14 protein-coding genes and 1 pseudogene are annotated in these 16,897 nt (G+C 67.4%); 8 read left to right on the top strand and 7 right to left on the bottom strand.

Features of this window, described 5'->3' with window-relative positions:
- Both AC1DO7_RS24145 and AC1DO7_RS24150 read left to right on the top strand, forming a co-directional pair.
- A partial coding sequence (locus AC1DO7_RS24145; RefSeq protein ID WP_441623863.1) for a hypothetical protein occupies positions 1-198 on the top strand: 198 nt, incomplete at its 5' end.
- Positions 199-324: 126 nt separating this feature from the next.
- On the top strand, positions 325-546 hold the full coding sequence (locus AC1DO7_RS24150; protein WP_441623865.1) for a hypothetical protein: 222 nt from the start codon (positions 325-327) through the stop codon (positions 544-546).
- A 106-nt stretch (positions 547-652) separates the two neighbouring features.
- Here the strand turns inward: AC1DO7_RS24150 and AC1DO7_RS24155 are convergent, their stop codons facing one another.
- The 3 genes from AC1DO7_RS24155 to AC1DO7_RS24165 form a co-directional block, all read right to left on the bottom strand.
- On the bottom strand, positions 653-1,213 hold the full coding sequence (locus AC1DO7_RS24155; protein ID WP_441623866.1) for an NADPH-dependent FMN reductase: 561 nt from the start codon (positions 1,211-1,213) through the stop codon (positions 653-655).
- Between the two features lie 143 nt (positions 1,214-1,356).
- On the bottom strand, positions 1,357-2,433 hold the full coding sequence (locus AC1DO7_RS24160; RefSeq protein ID WP_441623868.1) for an enoyl-CoA hydratase/isomerase family protein: 1,077 nt from the start codon (positions 2,431-2,433) through the stop codon (positions 1,357-1,359).
- A gap of 84 nt (positions 2,434-2,517) precedes the next feature.
- Entirely contained in the window at positions 2,518-4,083 is a 1,566-nt protein-coding gene (locus tag AC1DO7_RS24165; RefSeq protein ID WP_441623870.1) for a methyl-accepting chemotaxis protein, read from the bottom strand.
- A 344-nt stretch (positions 4,084-4,427) separates the two neighbouring features.
- Here AC1DO7_RS24165 and AC1DO7_RS24170 point away from each other — a divergent pair, with 344 nt between their 5' ends.
- A complete protein-coding gene (locus tag AC1DO7_RS24170; protein ID WP_441623871.1) occupies positions 4,428-5,324 on the top strand; it encodes a sterol desaturase family protein in 897 nt (298 codons plus the stop codon).
- An 86-nt stretch (positions 5,325-5,410) separates the two neighbouring features.
- On the opposite strand, the gene typA is transcribed toward AC1DO7_RS24170, so the two are convergent.
- Positions 5,411-7,231 (bottom strand): translational GTPase TypA, encoded by a 1,821-nt coding sequence (gene typA, locus AC1DO7_RS24175; protein WP_441623873.1) that lies wholly within the window; start codon positions 7,229-7,231, stop codon positions 5,411-5,413.
- A gap of 237 nt (positions 7,232-7,468) precedes the next feature.
- On the opposite strand from typA, the gene AC1DO7_RS24180 reads away from it, so the two are divergent.
- The 5 genes and pseudogenes from AC1DO7_RS24180 (at position 7,469) to AC1DO7_RS24200 (ending at position 12,430) form a co-directional block, all read left to right on the top strand.
- Positions 7,469-7,966 carry a MarR family winged helix-turn-helix transcriptional regulator gene (locus AC1DO7_RS24180; RefSeq protein ID WP_441623874.1) on the top strand — a complete coding sequence of 166 codons (498 nt, stop codon included), beginning with the start codon at positions 7,469-7,471 and terminating at the stop codon, positions 7,964-7,966.
- A gap of 98 nt (positions 7,967-8,064) precedes the next feature.
- Positions 8,065-9,579 carry an efflux transporter outer membrane subunit gene (locus tag AC1DO7_RS24185; protein WP_477116649.1) on the top strand — a complete coding sequence of 505 codons (1,515 nt, stop codon included), beginning with the start codon at positions 8,065-8,067 and terminating at the stop codon, positions 9,577-9,579.
- Between the two features lie 72 nt (positions 9,580-9,651).
- Positions 9,652-10,899 (top strand): HlyD family secretion protein, encoded by a 1,248-nt coding sequence (locus AC1DO7_RS24190; RefSeq protein ID WP_441623878.1) that lies wholly within the window; start codon positions 9,652-9,654, stop codon positions 10,897-10,899.
- A 137-nt stretch (positions 10,900-11,036) separates the two neighbouring features.
- Positions 11,037-11,597 (top strand): annotated as a pseudogene (locus AC1DO7_RS24195) (DHA2 family efflux MFS transporter permease subunit); the annotation flags it as partial.
- Entirely contained in the window at positions 11,597-12,430 is an 834-nt protein-coding gene (locus tag AC1DO7_RS24200; RefSeq protein WP_477116656.1) for an MFS transporter, read from the top strand. The pseudogene AC1DO7_RS24195 and the gene AC1DO7_RS24200, both read left to right, overlap by 1 nt.
- Positions 12,431-12,534: 104 nt before the next feature.
- On the opposite strand, the gene truB is transcribed toward AC1DO7_RS24200, so the two are convergent.
- The 3 genes from truB to infB form a co-directional block, all read right to left on the bottom strand.
- Positions 12,535-13,482, bottom strand: a complete 948-nt coding sequence (gene truB, locus AC1DO7_RS24205) for a tRNA pseudouridine(55) synthase TruB (RefSeq protein WP_441623882.1) — start codon at positions 13,480-13,482, stop codon at positions 12,535-12,537.
- A gap of 91 nt (positions 13,483-13,573) precedes the next feature.
- Positions 13,574-13,942: a 30S ribosome-binding factor RbfA gene (gene rbfA / locus AC1DO7_RS24210; protein ID WP_441623884.1), complete on the bottom strand. Its 369-nt coding sequence runs from the start codon at positions 13,940-13,942 to the stop codon at positions 13,574-13,576.
- Positions 13,943-13,994: 52 nt separating this feature from the next.
- The gene (gene infB, locus AC1DO7_RS24215) at positions 13,995-16,895 is read right to left on the bottom strand and encodes a translation initiation factor IF-2 (protein ID WP_477116650.1); all 2,901 of its coding nucleotides are present in this window, start codon (positions 16,893-16,895) and stop codon (positions 13,995-13,997) included.
- Positions 16,896-16,897 lie beyond the last annotated feature (2 nt).

Genomic DNA, 16,897 nt, shown 5'->3' on the forward strand with positions numbered 1-16,897 from the left:
GTGCGCGGCGGCGCCAACACCTGGATGCAGGGACTGGGCCCGGTGGCCAACGTCAATGTCAACGTCAACCAGAACATCGCCCAGCTGCAGAGCATCAACGTCAACACGCTCAACAACGTCGGCGTGATCGGCTCCGGCCTCGGACTGGCAATCGATGTCAATCCTTCGCAATGGGCTGCTACCCACGCCAAGGTCTGAGCGATGCCCGCGGCCGCGGAGGCAGCACCCGTGGCCTATACTGACCAGGACGGTGCCGCGGCCGCAAGGCTGCTCCGTCCGGCGAAGGCCGGCCCAGCCGGCCTTCGCACCCTGCAGGAGGAAGTCATGGCCGTTATCGTCATCAAGGATTTGCCGGACAACGTGGATCTCGACAGGGAAGCCATGGCGGCGATCACAGGCGGCGCGAGAACCCGCGCCGGTCATGCATGGCCGGTGCGCAGGGCCGGGGCGAGCCTGCGCGTCATCAGCTATCCGGGGGGCTTTCCAGGCCAGCCGCTGGCAGCCGCGCACGTGCGGCCGGCCGGGGACATCAAGCGCGGCAAGTAGAACGAAGAGCGCAAGGCAGCGATAACCTGCCCTCCCGCCCGCTGCCCCGTCGGCAGCGGGCGTCAGCATTTGCGCGGCAGCATTGCATGTCGCGCGCCGCCGGCGCTCAGCGCGGCGCGTTGCGCTCGATCCAGCCCGCGAACGTGTCCAGGAACTTGCCGAGGAGGCCGCGCGTGTATTCATTGGCAATGCCGCCCTGCGCGTCGAACAGCTTGTCGACACCGCTGAGATAGACCTCGGGCTGCTGCAGTACCGGTATGTTGAGGAACACCAGCGACTGGCGCAGGTGGTGGTTGGCGCCGAAGCCGCCCACGGCACCCGGCGAGGCACTGATCACGCCGCCCGGCTTGCCGTCCCAGACGCTCTGCCCATAGGGGCGCGAGCCCACGTCGATCGCATTCTTGAGCGCCGCCGGCACCGAGCGGTTGTATTCCGGCGTGACGAACAGCACGGCGTCGGCGCGGCGGATGCGGTCACGGAATGCCACCCATGGCGCGGGCGGGCTGGTGTCTTCATCCTGGTTGTAGAGCGGCAACTGGCCGATCTCCACGATCTCGAGCTTGAGCCCTGCGGGCGCCATCGCGGCCAGCGCGACGGCCAGCTTGCGATTGAAGGACTCCTTGCGCAGGCTGCCTACCAGTACGGCTACATCACGGGGATTGCTCATCGCGATTCCTTTCACGTTCACGGCATGATGGTGTCGGAGTGATGCTGGTCGGACCCGGAGGCCGCAGGCAGCACGGCATGCCCGCGGCGGGTCCAGTCGTCACTCTAATCCAATTGCGCGAAAAGGAACCGCCCGGCGCCCTGCTACAGCGCCGCGAGCGGATGCTCGCCATGCGCCCACGGGCTGTCGAAGAAGGCGCGCACGCGATCGCGCTGCACTTCGTCCAGGCGCGGCGGCTGCCACTTGGGCGCGTGGTCCTTGTCGACCGCCAGCGCGCGGATGCCTTCCACGCCGTCGCCGTGGCGGAACACGTAGTACATCATGTCCAGCTCCATGCGCAGTTCGTCCTCCAGCGTCATGGTGCGGGCACGGCGGACCTGCTCGAGCGTGACGTTGAGCATCAGCGGCGAGCGGCTGCGCAGCATGGCGGCGGTCTGCGCGGCCCAGTCGGTGCCGGCGTCGCTCACCGCTGCCACGATATCGCTCACCGACGCGCCGGCGAACAGGCGGTCGATGTCGTCTTGCAGCGATGCGAGCTGGCTCCGGTCCGGCTGGCATGCGTCGCGGTGCGCGGCGGTGGCGGCATCGATGCAGGCCAGCACGGCGTCGCCGTCGGCGAACTGGCGCGCGCGCAGCGTGTCGACCAGTTCGGCCAGGGCGTTGCCGGGCAGGTAGGCGTCGGCCAGGCCGGCATGCAATGCGTCCGCGGCATGGATCATCGCGCCGGTCAGGCCCAGGTATTCGCCGATGCGGCCTGGCGTGCGCGACAGGAACCAGCCGCCGCCCACGTCGGGGAACAGTCCGATATTGGTTTCCGGCATCGCCATCTTGGTCCGCTCGGTCACCAGGCGGCGGCGCGCGCCCTGCGAGATGCCCATGCCGCCGCCCATCACCACGCCGTCCATCAGCGCGATATAGGGCTTGGCATAGCGGTGGATCAGGTGGTTGAGCGCGTATTCCTCGACGAAGAACTGGTCGAGCGTGGTGTCGCCGGCCAGCGCTGCCTTGTGGAAGAAGCGGATGTCGCCGCCCGCGCAGAAGGCCTTGCCGCCCGCGCCGGCGATCACCACGGCCGCGACTTCGGGCGCCACGGCCCATGCGTTGAGCGCCCCGGTGATGGCGCGAATCATCTCGAGCGAAAGCGCGTTGAGCGCTTGCGGGCGGTTCAGCGTCAGGTAGCCGATGCCGCCCCGGATCTCGCTGGTGACCAGGTCTGTCATTGTCTCTATCTCCACGAATGCAACCCTCGACTTTACACCAGCAGGGGTGCGCGGGCGTGCCGCACCAGGCGCTTTGCGCCGCGTTCAGGCCACGCGGAAAGCCGCCATCAGGCCGGTCAGCCGCTGCGCCTGGTCATCGAGCGACGCCGCGGCCGCCGCCGCCTGCTCGACCAGCGCGGCGTTCTGCTGGGTCATGCCATCCATCTGCGCGACCGCCTGGTTGACCTGCTCGATACCGCGCGACTGTTCGTCGGAGGCTGCGCTGATGCCGCCCATGATGCCGCTCACGCGCCGCACCGCCCCCACCATCTCCTCCATCACCTGCCCCGCCTGGCCCACCAGTTCGCCGCCGGCACGCACGCGCGACACCGAATCGCCGATCAGCGCGCGGATCTCCTTCGAGGCCCCCGCGCAGCGCTGCGAGAGATCGCGCACGTCGCCGGCCACCACCGCGAAGCCGCGGCCGTGCTCGCCCGCGCGCGCGGCTTCCACCGCGGCGTTGAGCGCGAGGATATTGGTCTGGAAAGCGATTTTCTCGATCACGTCGATGATGTCGACGATCTTGTTGGCGCTGGCGTCGATGGCCTGCATGGTGTCCACCACGCGCGCCACCGCTGCGCTGCCGCGCTCGGCCAGGCCCGTGGCATCGCTGGCCAGCGCGTTCGCCTCGCGCGCGCTGTCGGCGTTCTGGCGCACGGTGCCGGTGAGTTCTTCCATGCTGGAGGCCGTCTCCTCCAGCGAAGCCGCCTGCTGCTCGGTGCGCTGCGAGAGATCGCCGTTGCCGCTGGCGATCTGCCTGCTGGCCGCCGCGATGGCATCCGCGCCACCGCGCACCTCGGCCACCATCGTGGCCAGGCTGGCCTGCATGCGGCCCAGCACCGCAAGCATGCGGCCGGTCTCGCTGCGCTCGTCCTGCGCGTGGGCATCGGCGTGCGCCGCACGGCCCGCGGAGAAATCGCCGGCGGCCATCCGCTCGAAGCGCGCCACGGCGACGTCCAGCGGCCCGACGATGGAGCGGCGCAGGCGCCAGGCCACCACCGTGCTGAAGCACAATCCCAGCGCCAGCGCGCCGAGCGACAGGGTGCGCAGCATGATGTAGCGGTCCTGCGATTCCTGGTAGACCGCCTGCGCGCTGGCGAGCTGCAGCTTGCCCAGCTCCGTGTTGACGGCAGTGAAGGCAATATCGAGCCTGGGAATGGTATCGAGCACGAAGCCCATCACGGCTTCGCGGTCGCCGCGCTGCAGCGCGGCGACCATCGGTGACACGCCCTGGCCAAACAGCGCCTCGCGCTTGGCCGCGACATCGTCGGCGGCCTTGGCCTCGCCGGCGGCGCGCGGCAGCGCCAGGTAAGCCTTCCAGGCCACGTCGGACTGGCGCGCGAAGCCTTCGGCCAGGGCGGCGCGGGCGCGCGCATCGGCGGGGTCGGTGGCGAAGGTGGCCTGGTCCAGCAGCACGCGCACCAGCAACTGGTTGGAGCGCGCCTCGGCCAGGCTGACCGCGGCGGCAAGCTGGTGCTGGTAGATCTGCCGCGTGGCGTCGTTGCTGCGGGACATGCCCAGCCAGCCCACGCTGCCGACAATCAGCAGCAGCGCATTGGCGACGATGGTAAGGATCCACAATCTGGATCCGATGGAAGTGTTGCGAAACATGATGGCTCCCCGTTGTGATCTGGCTCTGGCGCGGCTGGCTTGCGCTCGTGTCCGGCGCTGCGTGCGGCCCTGGGTGCGCCCCTGGGCGCGGCCCCTTGTGCGCCCCGAATCCAGCCGCCCTGCTATCAACGGCGCTCGCGGTCGTTCCTGAATCCGCGCGCGGAGATATTCAGTCCTGCAGAATCGTCAGCAATCGGGAGGACGGGTGCCGACTGCCGCAGGTGCCGAAGAGAGGCGTATGCTGTCCCCGCACGGCCCGCTCGCCGGCGTCCGCGAAGGCACCGGACGAGCGTATAGAGGATGCCCTCCAGGAAAAAACGCCCGAAACCGGCAACACTTGACGGATGACACAGTCGACCATCGATCCCGGCCTGATCCTGCTGGCGTTTGCGCCGGTGTTCCTGCTCACCATCGGGGCGGAAGCCTGGTACTGGGTGCGGCGCGACCCGTCCGTCTACAGCCTGCGCGACAGCGCCTCGAACGCGGCGCTGGCGCTGATGCACCAGGCGTCGGATGCGTTCTTCCTGTGGCTGATGGTGCGTACCGTCTATGGCTGGTGCTACCAGCACGGGCTGCAGGCGGTGCCGCAGACGTGGTGGTCCTTCCTGCTCCTGCTGCTGTTGCAGGATTTCCTCTACTACTGGTTCCACCGCGCCAGCCACCGCGTGCGCTGGATGTGGGCTTCGCATGTCACGCACCACTCATCGGAAGGCATGAATTTCTCGACCGCCTTCCGCCAGAGCCTGACCTACCCGCTCTCCGGCATGTGGCTGTTCTGGATCCCGCTGGCGCTGATCGGCTTCACGCCAGACTGGGTGATCCTGGCGGTAGGGCTGAACCTGGCCTTCCAGTTCTTCGTCCATACGCGCCTGGGCAGGCGCTGGCATCGCATCGAATGGCTGCTCAACACACCCTCGGTCCACCGTGTGCACCACGCCAGGAACCCGCAGTACATCGACCGCAACTATGCCGGCGTGCTGACCGTGTGGGACCGCCTGTTCGGGTCGTTCGTGCCGGAGGAGGACGCGCCCGACTACGGCATCACGCGCCGCATCGCCAGCCACAATCCGATCACCCTGACCTTCCACGAATGGCGCGACATGTTCGCCGATGCATGGCGCCACCGCGACCCGCGCCACCTGTGGATGCCGCCCGAATGGCGCAACCCGCGCGAGGCTGTGGCGACCGGTCCGGCGCGAGGCGCCGGGGCGCTGGCCGGCGAACGGGGCTCCGACGCCTGAGCCTTATCGCGCGGGCTGACGCCGGACAACAAAAAACCGCGCTCGAGGCGCGGTTTTTTGTTGCGGCAAAGCTGCGGCGAAGGCGCTCAGACGCTTTCGCGCGAAGCACGCTTGCGTTCGTGCTCCTTCAGGTGGCGCTTGCGCAGGCGGATGCTCTTCGGCGTGATTTCGACCAGCTCGTCGTCGGAGATGAATTCCACCGCGTATTCCAGCGACATCTGGATCGGCGTGACCAGGCGCACGGCTTCGTCGGTACCCGAGGCACGCACGTTGGTGAGCTGCTTGCCCTTGATCGGGTTCACGACCAGGTCGTTGTCGCGGCTATGGATGCCGATGATCATGCCTTCGTACAGCGCATCGCCCGGCTTGACGAACATGCGGCCGCGGTCCTGCAGCTTCCACAACGCGTAGGCCACGGCGTCGCCGTCGTCCTGCGAGATCAGCACGCCGTTGTGGCGCTCACCCAGGCCGCCTTCGCGCAGCGGCGCGTAGTCGTCGAAGATGTGGCTGATCAGGCCGGTGCCGCGCGTCAGCGTCAGGAACTCGCCCTGGAAGCCGATCAGGCCACGGGCCGGAACGCGGTATTCCAGGCGGGTGCGGCCCTTGCCGTCCGACGCCATGTCGAGCAGTTCGCCCTTGCGGCGGCCCAGCTCTTCCATCACGCTGCCCTGGTGGCCGTCTTCGACGTCCACGGTCAGCAGTTCATACGGCTCGTGCTTGACGCCGTCGATTTCCTTGAACACCACGCGCGGACGGGACACGGCCAGCTCGTAGCCTTCGCGGCGCATGTTTTCCAGCAGGATGGTCAGGTGCAGCTCGCCGCGGCCCGACACTTCGAAGATGGTGTCGTCGCCGGTTTCCTGCACGCGCAGGGCCACGTTCGACTTCAGCTCGCGGTCCAGGCGCTCGCGCAGCTGGCGGCTGGTCACGAACTTGCCTTCACGGCCCGCCAGCGGCGAGGTGTTGACGCAGAAGTTCATGGTCAGCGTGGGCTCGTCCACCTTCAGCATCGGCAGCGCGTCCTGGGCGTCCGGCGAGCACACCGTGCAGCCGATACCCAGTTCTTCGATACCGTTGATCAGCACGATGTCGCCGGCTTCGGCTTCGGGCACGATCTCGCGCTCGAGACCCTGGAACTTCAGCACCTGGTTKATGCGGCCCTTGATCGGGTTGCCCTCGGGACCGAACTTGACCACCACGTCCTGCAGCGCGCGCGCACGGCCGCGCGAGATGCGGCCGACGCCGATCTTGCCGACATAGCTGGAGTAGTCCAGCGAGATGATCTGCAGCTGCAGCGGACCGTCCGGGTTGTCGTCGCGCACCGGCACCTTGGCCAGCACGGTCTCGAACAGCGGCTTCATGTCGCCTTCGCGCACATCGTCGGTCAGGCCGGCATAGCCGTTCAGGCCGGATGCGTAGATCACCGGGAAGTCGAGCTGCTCGTCGGTGGCGCCGAGCTTGTCGAACAGGTCGAAAGTCTGGTTGATCACCCATTCCGGACGCGCGCCGGGGCGGTCGACCTTGTTGATCACCACGATGGGCTTGAGGCCCAGCGCCAGCGCCTTGCGCGTCACGAAGCGCGTCTGCGGCATCGGGCCTTCGACGGCATCGACCAGCAGCAGCACGCCGTCGACCATCGACAGCACGCGCTCCACCTCACCGCCGAAGTCGGCGTGGCCGGGGGTATCGACGATATTGATGTGGGTGCCGTCGTATTCGACAGCGCAATTCTTCGCCAGGATGGTGATCCCGCGTTCCTTTTCGATGTCGTTCGAATCCATCACGCGCTCGACCATTTGCTGGTTGTCGCGGAAGGTCCCTGCCTGGCGCAGGAGTTGGTCGACCAGAGTGGTCTTGCCATGATCGACGTGGGCGATGATGGCGATATTGCGGATGGCGCGGGTCATTGCAGCGTCTCGCTTGTGGGGCTGAGCATCAAAAGATAACCCGAGATTATAGCATGTTGCGGCGCAAAACCCGAGTCCGACGTTGGTATTCCCCGTCAGGTGGTGCGCAGGAGACAAAGCGTCCGCAAACCACGATTGTTGCGAATATCGCAATAGCAAATTGCCAACCTTGCGATTTGATAACCGTGAACATATAGTTGTCACGGCAAACATTGCAGCGACAAGCACCTGCCAGACATGTCCGAGCAGAACCGGCCCGACCTCCAGAATCACCCCGCCTCCTTCGATACCCACCCTTTCGACCCGGCCGAATACCGCATGGGCGAAAGCATGGGCTACCTGCTTGCGCGCGCCAAGAGCGTGCTCGCGCACGAGGTCGAGCAGGAGGTCAACGGCCTGGACATCACCCATGCGCAGGCCACCTGCCTGATGATGCTGGCGGCCGGGCGCGGCAACACGGTCACGGACCTGGGCCGCGAACTCAGCACCGACATGGGCTCGGTCACGCGCCTGCTCGGCCGCATGGAAAAGCGCGGCCTGATCGAGCGCCAGCGCAGCGACGCCGACCGCCGCGTGGTGGATGTATCGATCACCCCCAGCGGGCGGGCGCTGCTCGAAGCGCTGCCGGGCATCTACTGCCGCGTGCTGAACCGGCATTTCCGGGATTTCTCGGAAGCGGAACTGCAGACCTTCCGCTCGATGCTGCACCGGATCATCGGCAACAACAGCGGGTAGGCGCGGCGCAGGCGAGCCACGGTCAGGCTCTCACGCCGGCTCGATTCACGTTCTTCCACGATAAAAGCAACATTGACGCTCTCTCGCAGGGCACCGAGATGAACCAAGCACCCTCCTCCTTTTCCGCACTGTCGCCGCGCGCGCGCGCGGCCGGCCGCCGCACCGGCGCGCTGGCGCTGAGCGCGCTGGCCGCCGCGGTCCTGGCCGGCTGCGCCGCCTTTGGCAATTCGCACAGCACGCAGACCGTCACCGATCCCACCTCCCTCGCCAGCGCCCAGGTCTTGCCGGGCGAGCATGGCCAGTGGCCCACGCTCGACTGGGTCGACCAGTTCAACGATGCGCAACTGCGCGGGCTCGTCGACGAGGCGGTCAAGGACAGCCCCAGCCTGCAGGCTGCCTTTGCGCGCGTGGAAGCGTCCCGCGCGATGGCCGATGCCACCCGTAGCGCACTTTACCCGCATGTGGACTTCGAAGGCAGCCTGGTGCGCCAGCGCTTCTCGGAGACCGACCTGTTCGCCGGCACGCGGCTGGCCGGATCGTGGCAGAACCAGTCGCGCCTGCAGGCCGGCCTCTCGTATGACTTCGACTTCTGGGGCAAGAACCGCGCCGCGCTGGAAGCYGCGCTSTCSGACGACCGCGCCAYGGARGCCGAGAGYCAGGCCKCGCGCCTGATCCTGACCACGGCCGTGGCGCGCACCTATGCCCGCCTGGCCGCGCWGTACGCGCAGCGCGACGTGGCCGAGCGCGCGATCGCCCAGCGCCGCGACCTCACGCAACTGTCCACCGACCGCCTGCGCGCGGGCCTCGACACCCAGGTGGAAACCACCCAGGCGCGCGGCACCGTGGCCTCGGCGCAGACCGACCTGCTGCGCGTGGACGAAGACATCGCGCTCGCGCGCAACCAGATCGCCGCGCTGCTGGGCAAGGGCCCGGACCGCGGCCTGGCGATCCAGCAACCCACCGTGCTGGCGCACGCCACGCCGCAACTGCCGGACAACCTCACCATCGACCTGCTCGGACGCCGCCCCGACCTGGTGGCCGCGCGCTGGCGCGTGGAAGCATCGAGCAAGGATATCGCCGTCGCGAAGGCCGAGTTCCTGCCGGCAGTCAGCCTGACCGCCTTTGCAGGCGTGGCCTCGCTGGACCCGTCCAACCTGCTGATGAGCATCAGCCGCACCTTCGGCATCGGCCCGGCCGTCACCCTGCCGATCTTCGAGGGCGGCAGGCTGCGCGCCAACCTCAAGGGCAAGTACGCGCAATACGATCTCGCCGTAGCCAACTACAACCAGGCCCTGATCGACGCACTGCGCGAGACCGCCGATACCGTGGCCAGCATCCGCAGCGTGGATACGCAGATCAGCGCGCAGCGCGAAGCGCTCAGCCTGGCCGAGCGCGCCTACTCGCTCTCGACCATCCGCTACAAGGCCGGACTGGGCACGCAGCTCACGGTGCTCAACGCCGAAAGCAATGTGCTGCAGCAGCGCCGCCTGGCCACCGACCTGCAGGCCCGCCGCCTGGACCTGCAGATGGGCCTGATGAAGGCGCTCGGCGGCGGCTACCAGGAGCAGGGCGAAGGCGCGGCCGCGCAAAAGCCCGAAGGCGCGCGCGGCTAGCCGAGCCGGCGCACAGGAGCAGCCCGGACCACGGCGTCCGCACAGTACCGACAGCATTCATACAAGACGATCATGAGCGACAACAAGCAAGCGGCCCAGACTCCCGCCTCCCCGGCGGCTTCCGTCAACAACAATGGCAAGCGCAAGCGCCTGCTGCTTTCCCTGACCGCCGCGGTGGTGGTGGCAGGCGTGGCCTACGGCATCTACTGGGGCCTGTACGCACGGCACTTCGAAAGCACGGACGACGCCTATGTCGCCGGCAACGTGGTGCAGGTCACGCCGCTGGTGGGCGGCACCGTGATCTCGATCGCGGCCGACGACACCCAGCTGGTCACCGCCGGCCAGCCCCTGATCCAGCTCGACCGCGCCGACTCGCAGGTGAATCTGGAGCAAGCCGAGGCGCAGCTGGCGCAGGCCGTGCGCGAAGTGCGCACGCTCTACGTCAACAACGGCTCGCTGGCGGCCAACGTGGCGATGCGCGAAGCCGACGTGGCCAAGGCACGCGAAGACCTCAAGCGCCGCGAGGCCATTGCCGGTTCCGGCGCGGTCTCGGGCGAGGAAATCTCGCATGCGCAGACCGCGCTGCAGGCGGCCCTGTCAGCGCTGTCGTCCACGCGCGAGCAGCTCGCCTCCAACAAGGTGCTGACCGACCAGACCACGGTGGAAAAGCACCCCAACGTGCAGCGCGCCGCCGCCAACCTGCGCTCCGCCTATCTGGCCTTCGCACGCTCCACCCTGCCGGCGCCGGTGACCGGCTACGTGGCCAAGCGCTCGGTGCAGGTCGGCCAGCGCGTGGCCCCCGGCGCGCCGCTGATGGCGGTGGTGCCGCTGGAGCAGGTGTGGGTCGACGCCAACTTCAAGGAAGTGCAGATCACGCATATGCGCGTGGGCCAGCCGGTCAAGCTCGAAGCCGACCTGTACGGCTCCAAGGTCGAGTACGAAGGCAAGGTCGAAGGCTTCTCGGCCGGCACCGGCTCGGCCTTCTCGCTGCTGCCCGCGCAGAACGCCACCGGCAACTGGATCAAGGTGGTACAGCGCCTGCCGGTGCGCATCGCGCTGGACGCGAAGCAGCTCAAGGATCATCCGCTGCGCGTGGGGCTGTCGATGAACGTGACGGTCGACGTGCGCAAGGAAGAAGGCGCGACGATGGCGCAGGCCACCGTGGCACGGCCGATGCAGACCGACGTGTATGAGAAGGTCGGCCAGGACGCCGACGCGCTGATCGCCCGCATCATCTCCCTGAACAACGGTGGCCGCCAAGGCGCCGAGCCGATGGCGGCACCGGTCTCGGCGCCGGCCGCCAAGCCTGCCAGCACCTGAACATGGCKACTTCCCTCCCCGTGCGCGACAGCGCCGCACCGGGCCCGCGCGGGCCCGCGGCGCGCCCCGCCGCGCCTGCGCCGCTGACGGGCGGAAAGCTGGTGATCGGCACCATCGCGCTGTCGCTGGCCACGTTCATGAACGTGCTGGACTCGTCCATCGCCAACGTGTCGATCCCGGCCATCTCCGGCGACCTCGGCGTGGCGCCCAACCAGGGCACCTGGGTGATCACCTCGTTCGCCGTGGCCAACGCGATCTCCGTGCCGCTGACCGGATGGATGACCACCCGCTTCGGCGCGGTACGGCTGTTCATCACCTCGATCCTGCTGTTCGTGCTGTCCTCGTGGCTGTGCGGCGTGGCGCCCAACCTGGAAGTCCTGCTGGCCGCGCGCGTACTGCAGGGCGCGGTGGCCGGGCCGATGATCCCGCTGTCGCAAGCGCTGCTGCTGTCGAGCTATCCGCCGCAGAAGAGCACCATGGCGCTCGCGCTATGGGGCATGACCACGCTGGTGGCGCCCATCATGGGCCCGCTGCTGGGCGGCTGGATCTCCGACAACATGACCTGGCCGTGGATCTTCTATATCAATATCCCGGTCGGGCTCGGCGCGGCCTATGCCACCTGGGCGATCTACCGCGACCGCGAAACCCCCACCAAGATCCTGCCGATCGACCGCATCGGGCTGACGCTGCTGGTGATCTGGGTCGGCTCGATGCAGCTGATGCTCGACAAGGGCAAGGAACTGGACGCTACGAGAAGCATCCCATCGTCGACATCTACCTGTTCAAGGGGCGCAACTTCAGCGCCGGCGTGGTGGCGATCTCGGTGGCCTACGGGCTGTTCTTCGGCAACCTGGTGATCCTGCCGCTGTGGCTGCAGACCATCGTCGGCTATACCGCGACCGACGCCGGCATCGTGATGGCGCCGGTGGGCATCTTTGCCATCCTGCTGTCGCCGCTCATCGGCAAGAACCTGCCCAGGATGGACGCGCGCTGGGTCGCCACGCTGGCCTTCATCACCTTCGGCGTGGTCAGCCTGATGCGCTCGGGCTTCACCCTGCAGGTCGATACCCGCTCGCTGATGATCCCCACCCTGATCCAGGGCGCGGCCATGGCGATGTTCTTCATCCCGCTGACCTCGATCATCCTGTCGGGCCAGCCGCCGGAGAAGATGCCGTCGGCCTCGGGCGTGTCGAACTTCGTGCGGATCACCTTCGGCGCGATCGGCGCGTCGATCTCGACCACCATCTGGGAGAACCGCTCCGCGCYGCATCACGCGCAACTGGTCGAGCAGATCAATCCGTTCAACCCGGCCTATAGGGCGCAGCTCGAACACCTGGTGCAGATGGGCATGACCGAGGCCCAGGCCAACGGCTTCATCGAGCGCGGCATCACGCAGCAGGCGGCCATGCTCGGCGCCAACGACATCTTCTGGATCTCGGGCGTGTTGTTCTTCGTGCTGATCGGCTTTGTCTGGCTGACCAAGCCGAAGAAGGGAGGCGATATGGATGCCTCCGCGGCCGGGGCGCACTAGGAGCCGCCACCAGGCTCGCCGGACACATAAGCCGATAAAAAAGCCGATGCCATCACTGGCATCGGCTTTTTTTGCTTCCCGCGCGCTGCCGGGTCACGACCCGCTCAGAGCTTGACCAGCCGCTCCGGCCGCAACGCCCCTTCCCGCATGCGCGCCACGCCAAGCAGGCGCTCCGGCTCGCCGCCATAGATGCGGGCGAGTTCGCCTTCCGCCAGTTCGGTGCCGGCCGGCAGGTCGCGCTGCGCGATACGCTGGCCTTGCAGGAAGCGGCCCATCGCGGCTTCCTCGAGCCGCACCGGCGCGCAGCGCTGCAGCAGCGCATCGACCGGGGCCAGCATCGCCGGGCGCGCGGCATCGTCATGCGCGTCGATCTGCTCGAGCGTGACCGCGCCATCCAGGCTCAGGTCGCCCACCGCCGTGCGGCGCAGCCCCGTGAGGTGCGCGCCGCAGCCCAGCGCTTCGCCGATATCCTCGGCCAGCGTGCGGATATAGGTGCCCTTGCTGCAGGTCACCCGCATGGTGAAGGTGGGCGCCGCGGGCAGGCCGCAGCCGAGCAGCGTGATCTCATGGATGGTGACGCGGCGCGCCGCCCGCTCCACGGTCTGGCCGGCGCGCGCGTATTCGTACAGCGGGCGGCCGTCCTTCTTGAGCGCCGAGTGCATGGGCGGCACCTGCTCGATCTCGCCGGTGAAGCGCGCGATCGCCACGCGCAGTGCCTCGGTGTCACACGCCACCTCGCGCTCGGCGATCACCTCGCCTTCCGCATCGCCGGTGGCGGTGCGGATGCCCAGGCGCACCTCGGCCTCATAGGTCTTGTCGGCCTCGAGCAGGTCCTGCGAGAACTTGGTGGCCTCGCCGAAGCACAGCGGCAGCAGGCCGGTGGCGAGCGGGTCGAGCGTGCCGGTATGCCCAGCCTTGAGCGCGCGCAGCATGCGCTTGGCGCGCACCAGCGCATCGTTGGACGACAGGCCCAGCGGCTTGTCGAGCAGCAGCACGCCGTGCACCTCGCGGCGCGGTTGCCGGGGCGGGCGATTGGTTTTCGGATCGGTCATGAGGGGGGAAAGACGGGCGAGGGAAACGGCCAGGCAGACAGACGGAAGCACGGAGGATGAAAAAACGGCCCGCAATGACGGGCCGCTTTCTTCAGTCTTCTTTCGCGCGCGTCGAGTTGGCTTCGCTGATCAGCTTGGACATCTCGATGGCTTGTTCGACCGAGGTGTCGTGATGGAAGTGCAGCGTCGGCACGGTATGGATATGCAGTTGCTTGAACAGCAGCGAATGCAGGTAGCCGGCCTTTTCGTTGAGGATGCCCTGCGCGACTGCGGCATCGGCGCCAAGCACGGTGAAGTACACCTTGGCATGCGCGTAGTCGGGCGTCAGGGTGACCGACTGCAGCGTGACGAGCCCCAGGCGGGGATCGCGCAACTCGCGCGCGATCATCGCGGCCAGGTCACGCTGGATCTGGTCGGAAATCCGGAGATTGCGAGAGGAGATATTGCCTTTCTTGGCCATTCAATGCGGTTTTATCGAGACGGCCGCGGGGGGCCCCACCCCGGGTTGGGGCTTACAGCGTGCGCGCCACCTCGGTGATTTCATAAACCTCGAGCTGGTCGCCTTCCTGAACGTCGTTGAAGTTCTTGATCGACAGACCGCATTCGAAGCCTTGCTTGACTTCCTTGACGTCGTCCTTGAAGCGCTTGAGCGAATCGAGCTCGCCGGTATGGATGACCACGTTGTTGCGCAGCACCCGTACCAGGGCGGTACGCTTGACCAGGCCATCGGTGACCATACAACCGGCCACCGCACCGATCTTCGGCACGCGGAACACCTGGCGCACCTCGACCGTACCGAGCGTGACTTCGCGCTTTTCCGGAGCCAGCATGCCCGACATCGCCGCCTTGATCTCGTCTACCGCATCGTAAATGATGTTGTAGTAGCGGATGTCGATGCCGTTGTTCTCGGCCAGCTTGCGCGCGCCGGCATCGGCACGCACGTTGAAGCCGATGATGACCGCCTTCGAGGCCGTGGCCAGGTTGACGTCCGACTCCGAGATGCCGCCCACGCCGCCGTGCACGATCTGCACGCGCACTTCGTCGGTGGAGAGCTTCTGCAGGGACTGCACCAGCGCTTCCTGCGAACCCTGCACGTCGGCCTTCACGATCAGCGGCAGCGTCTGTACTTCGCCTTCGCTCATCTGCTCCAGCATGGTCTCCAGCTTGGCCGCCTGCTGCTTGGCCAGCTTGACGTCGCGGAACTTGCCCTGGCGGAACAGCGCGATTTCGCGCGCCTTGCGCTCGTCGGGCAGCACCAGCACTTCTTCACCGGCGGCCGGCACTTCGGACAGGCCCTGGATCTCGACCGGAATCGAGGGACCCGCTTCCTTGGTCGGCTTGCCGGTTTCGTCCARCATGGCGCGCACGCGGCCGTAAGCGCTGCCAGCCAGCACCACGTCGCCACGCTTGAGCGTGCCGCTGGTGACCAGGATGGTCGCGATCGGGCCCTTGCCCTTGTCGAGCTGGGCTTCCACCACCAGGCCCTTGGCCGGGGCATCCACCGGTGCCTTCAGTTCCAGCACTTCGGCCTGCAGCAGCACTTGCTCGAGCAGGTCGTCGATGCCGGTGCCGGTCTTGGCGGACACCGGCACGAACGGCGAGTCACCGCCGTATTCTTCCGGCAGCACCTGCTCGGCCACCAGTTCCTGCTTGACGCGGTCCGGGTTGGCTTCGGGCTTGTCGATCTTGTTGATCGCCACCACGATGGGCACGCCCGCCGCCTTGGCGTGGGCGATGGCTTCCTTGGTCTGCGGCATCACGCCGTCGTCCGCGGCCACCACCAGGATGACAATGTCGGTCGCCTTGGCACCGCGTGCACGCATGGCCGTGAAGGCCTCGTGACCCGGGGTGTCGAGGAAGGTGATCACGCCGCGCTCGGTTTCCACATGGTAGGCACCGATATGCTGCGTAATGCCGCCGGCTTCGCCAGCCGCGACCTTTGCGCGACGGATGTAGTCCAGCAGCGAGGTCTTGCCGTGGTCGACGTGACCCATCACGGTCACCACCGGCGGGCGCGGCAGTTGCTCGGCGTCGGTGTGTTCCTCGCCGCCCACCACCAGCAGCGCTTCCGGATCGTCCAGCTTGGCGGCAAACGCCTTGTGGCCCATTTCTTCCACCACGATCATGGCGGTTTCCTGGTCCAGCACCTGGTTGATGGTCACCATCTGGCCGAGTTTCATCATCTGCTTGATGACCTCGGATGCCTTGACGGCCATCTTGTGGGCGAGATCCGCCACCGAAATGGTTTCGGGAACGTGCACTTCGCGCACCACCGGTTCCGTCGGCGCCTGGAAGTTGGTGCCGCGATCGTCCTGCTGGTGGCGATTGCCACGGCCGCGCGGACCACCGCGCCAGCCGCCCACGCCACCCGACGAATCGCCGCGTGTCTTCAGGCCGCTGCCCTTCTTCTTCGAGCCTTCGTCCTGCCAGGTCGAGGAAGTGCCGGCCTTGACCACCTTGCCGGTCTTCTTGTCGACCGTGGTGGTGGCGGTTGCCGTGGTGGCGGGCTTCTTGTCTTCCTTCTTGACCTCGGTGCCAGGCGCCTTGACCGGCTTGTGCAGCGTGCCGGTCTGCTCGGCCTTCTTTTCCTCGGCCTTGCGTTCGGACGGCGCCTTGAGCACGCGCGCCGGCGCATTCAGCATCTGCTGAATGGCACGGGCCTCGGCCTCGGCAGCCTCGCGGCGCTTGCGCGCTGCGTCCTGCTCGGCACGCGCCTTGTCGGCAGCCTGCTTGGCTTCGTCGGCGGCCTTCTGTGCGGCGGCGCGTTCGGCGGCCAGGCGATTCTTGTCGTCCTCGGCCTTCTTGCGCGAATCGTCGTCTTCGGGCGCAGCCGTGGCGGCCGCAGCGCGTAGCGCGGCAGCTTCCTCTTCCGCCTTGCGGGCGGCGAGTTCAGCCTGGCGGCGCTCCTCGGCCTCAAGTGCTTCCTGCTTGGCGCGGCGTTCGGCTTCCTCGCGTTCGGCCRCCTCCTGGCGGGCCTTCAGCTCGGCTTCCTGGCGCGCTAGCAGTTCTGCCTGCTGACGGGCTTCCTCATCCTGGCGCGCCTGCTCGGCCGCATCGACCTGAACGTCGGCGGCGTCGTGGCCATCGGCTGCGCCCTCGGGAGCCGCCTCGTCACGCTTGATCAGGACACGCTTCTTGCGCACCTCGACCTGTACCGTACGCGTCTTGCCGGTGGAATCAGCCTGCCGGATCTCGGAAGTCTCACGCTTGGTCAGCGTGATCTTCTTGCGCGAGCTGTCGTCGGCCTGACCGTGCGAACGCTTGAGGTAGTCCAGCAACCTGGTCTTGTCGGATTCGGTGATGATGTCTTCAGGCGTCACCTTGCCCACCCCAGCTGCCTGCAATTGTTCCAGCAGGGCAGCTGCGCTGCGGCTCAGTTCTGCGGCCAGTTGGGCAACTGTTGTGCTTGCCATTC

The sequence above is a fragment of the Cupriavidus sp. 05N40 genome, assembly GCF_056397305.1.

Bases quoted from the DNA above. Each gene is read 5' to 3' on its own strand.
- AC1DO7_RS24150 (WP_441623865.1), top strand. From the start codon at position 325: ATGGCCGTTATCGTCATCAAGGATTTGCCGGACAACGTGGATCTCGAC.
- AC1DO7_RS24155 (WP_441623866.1), bottom strand. From the start codon at position 1,213: ATGAGCAATCCCCGTGATGTAGCCGTACTGGTAGGCAGCCTGCGCAAG.
- AC1DO7_RS24160 (WP_441623868.1), bottom strand. From the start codon at position 2,433: ATGACAGACCTGGTCACCAGCGAGATCCGGGGCGGCATCGGCTACCTG.
- AC1DO7_RS24165 (WP_441623870.1), bottom strand. From the start codon at position 4,083: ATGTTTCGCAACACTTCCATCGGATCCAGATTGTGGATCCTTACCATC.
- AC1DO7_RS24170 (WP_441623871.1), top strand. From the start codon at position 4,428: ATGACACAGTCGACCATCGATCCCGGCCTGATCCTGCTGGCGTTTGCG.
- AC1DO7_RS24180 (WP_441623874.1), top strand. From the start codon at position 7,469: ATGTCCGAGCAGAACCGGCCCGACCTCCAGAATCACCCCGCCTCCTTC.
- AC1DO7_RS24190 (WP_441623878.1), top strand. From the start codon at position 9,652: ATGAGCGACAACAAGCAAGCGGCCCAGACTCCCGCCTCCCCGGCGGCT.
- truB (WP_441623882.1), bottom strand. From the start codon at position 13,482: ATGACCGATCCGAAAACCAATCGCCCGCCCCGGCAACCGCGCCGCGAG.
- rbfA (WP_441623884.1), bottom strand. From the start codon at position 13,942: ATGGCCAAGAAAGGCAATATCTCCTCTCGCAATCTCCGGATTTCCGAC.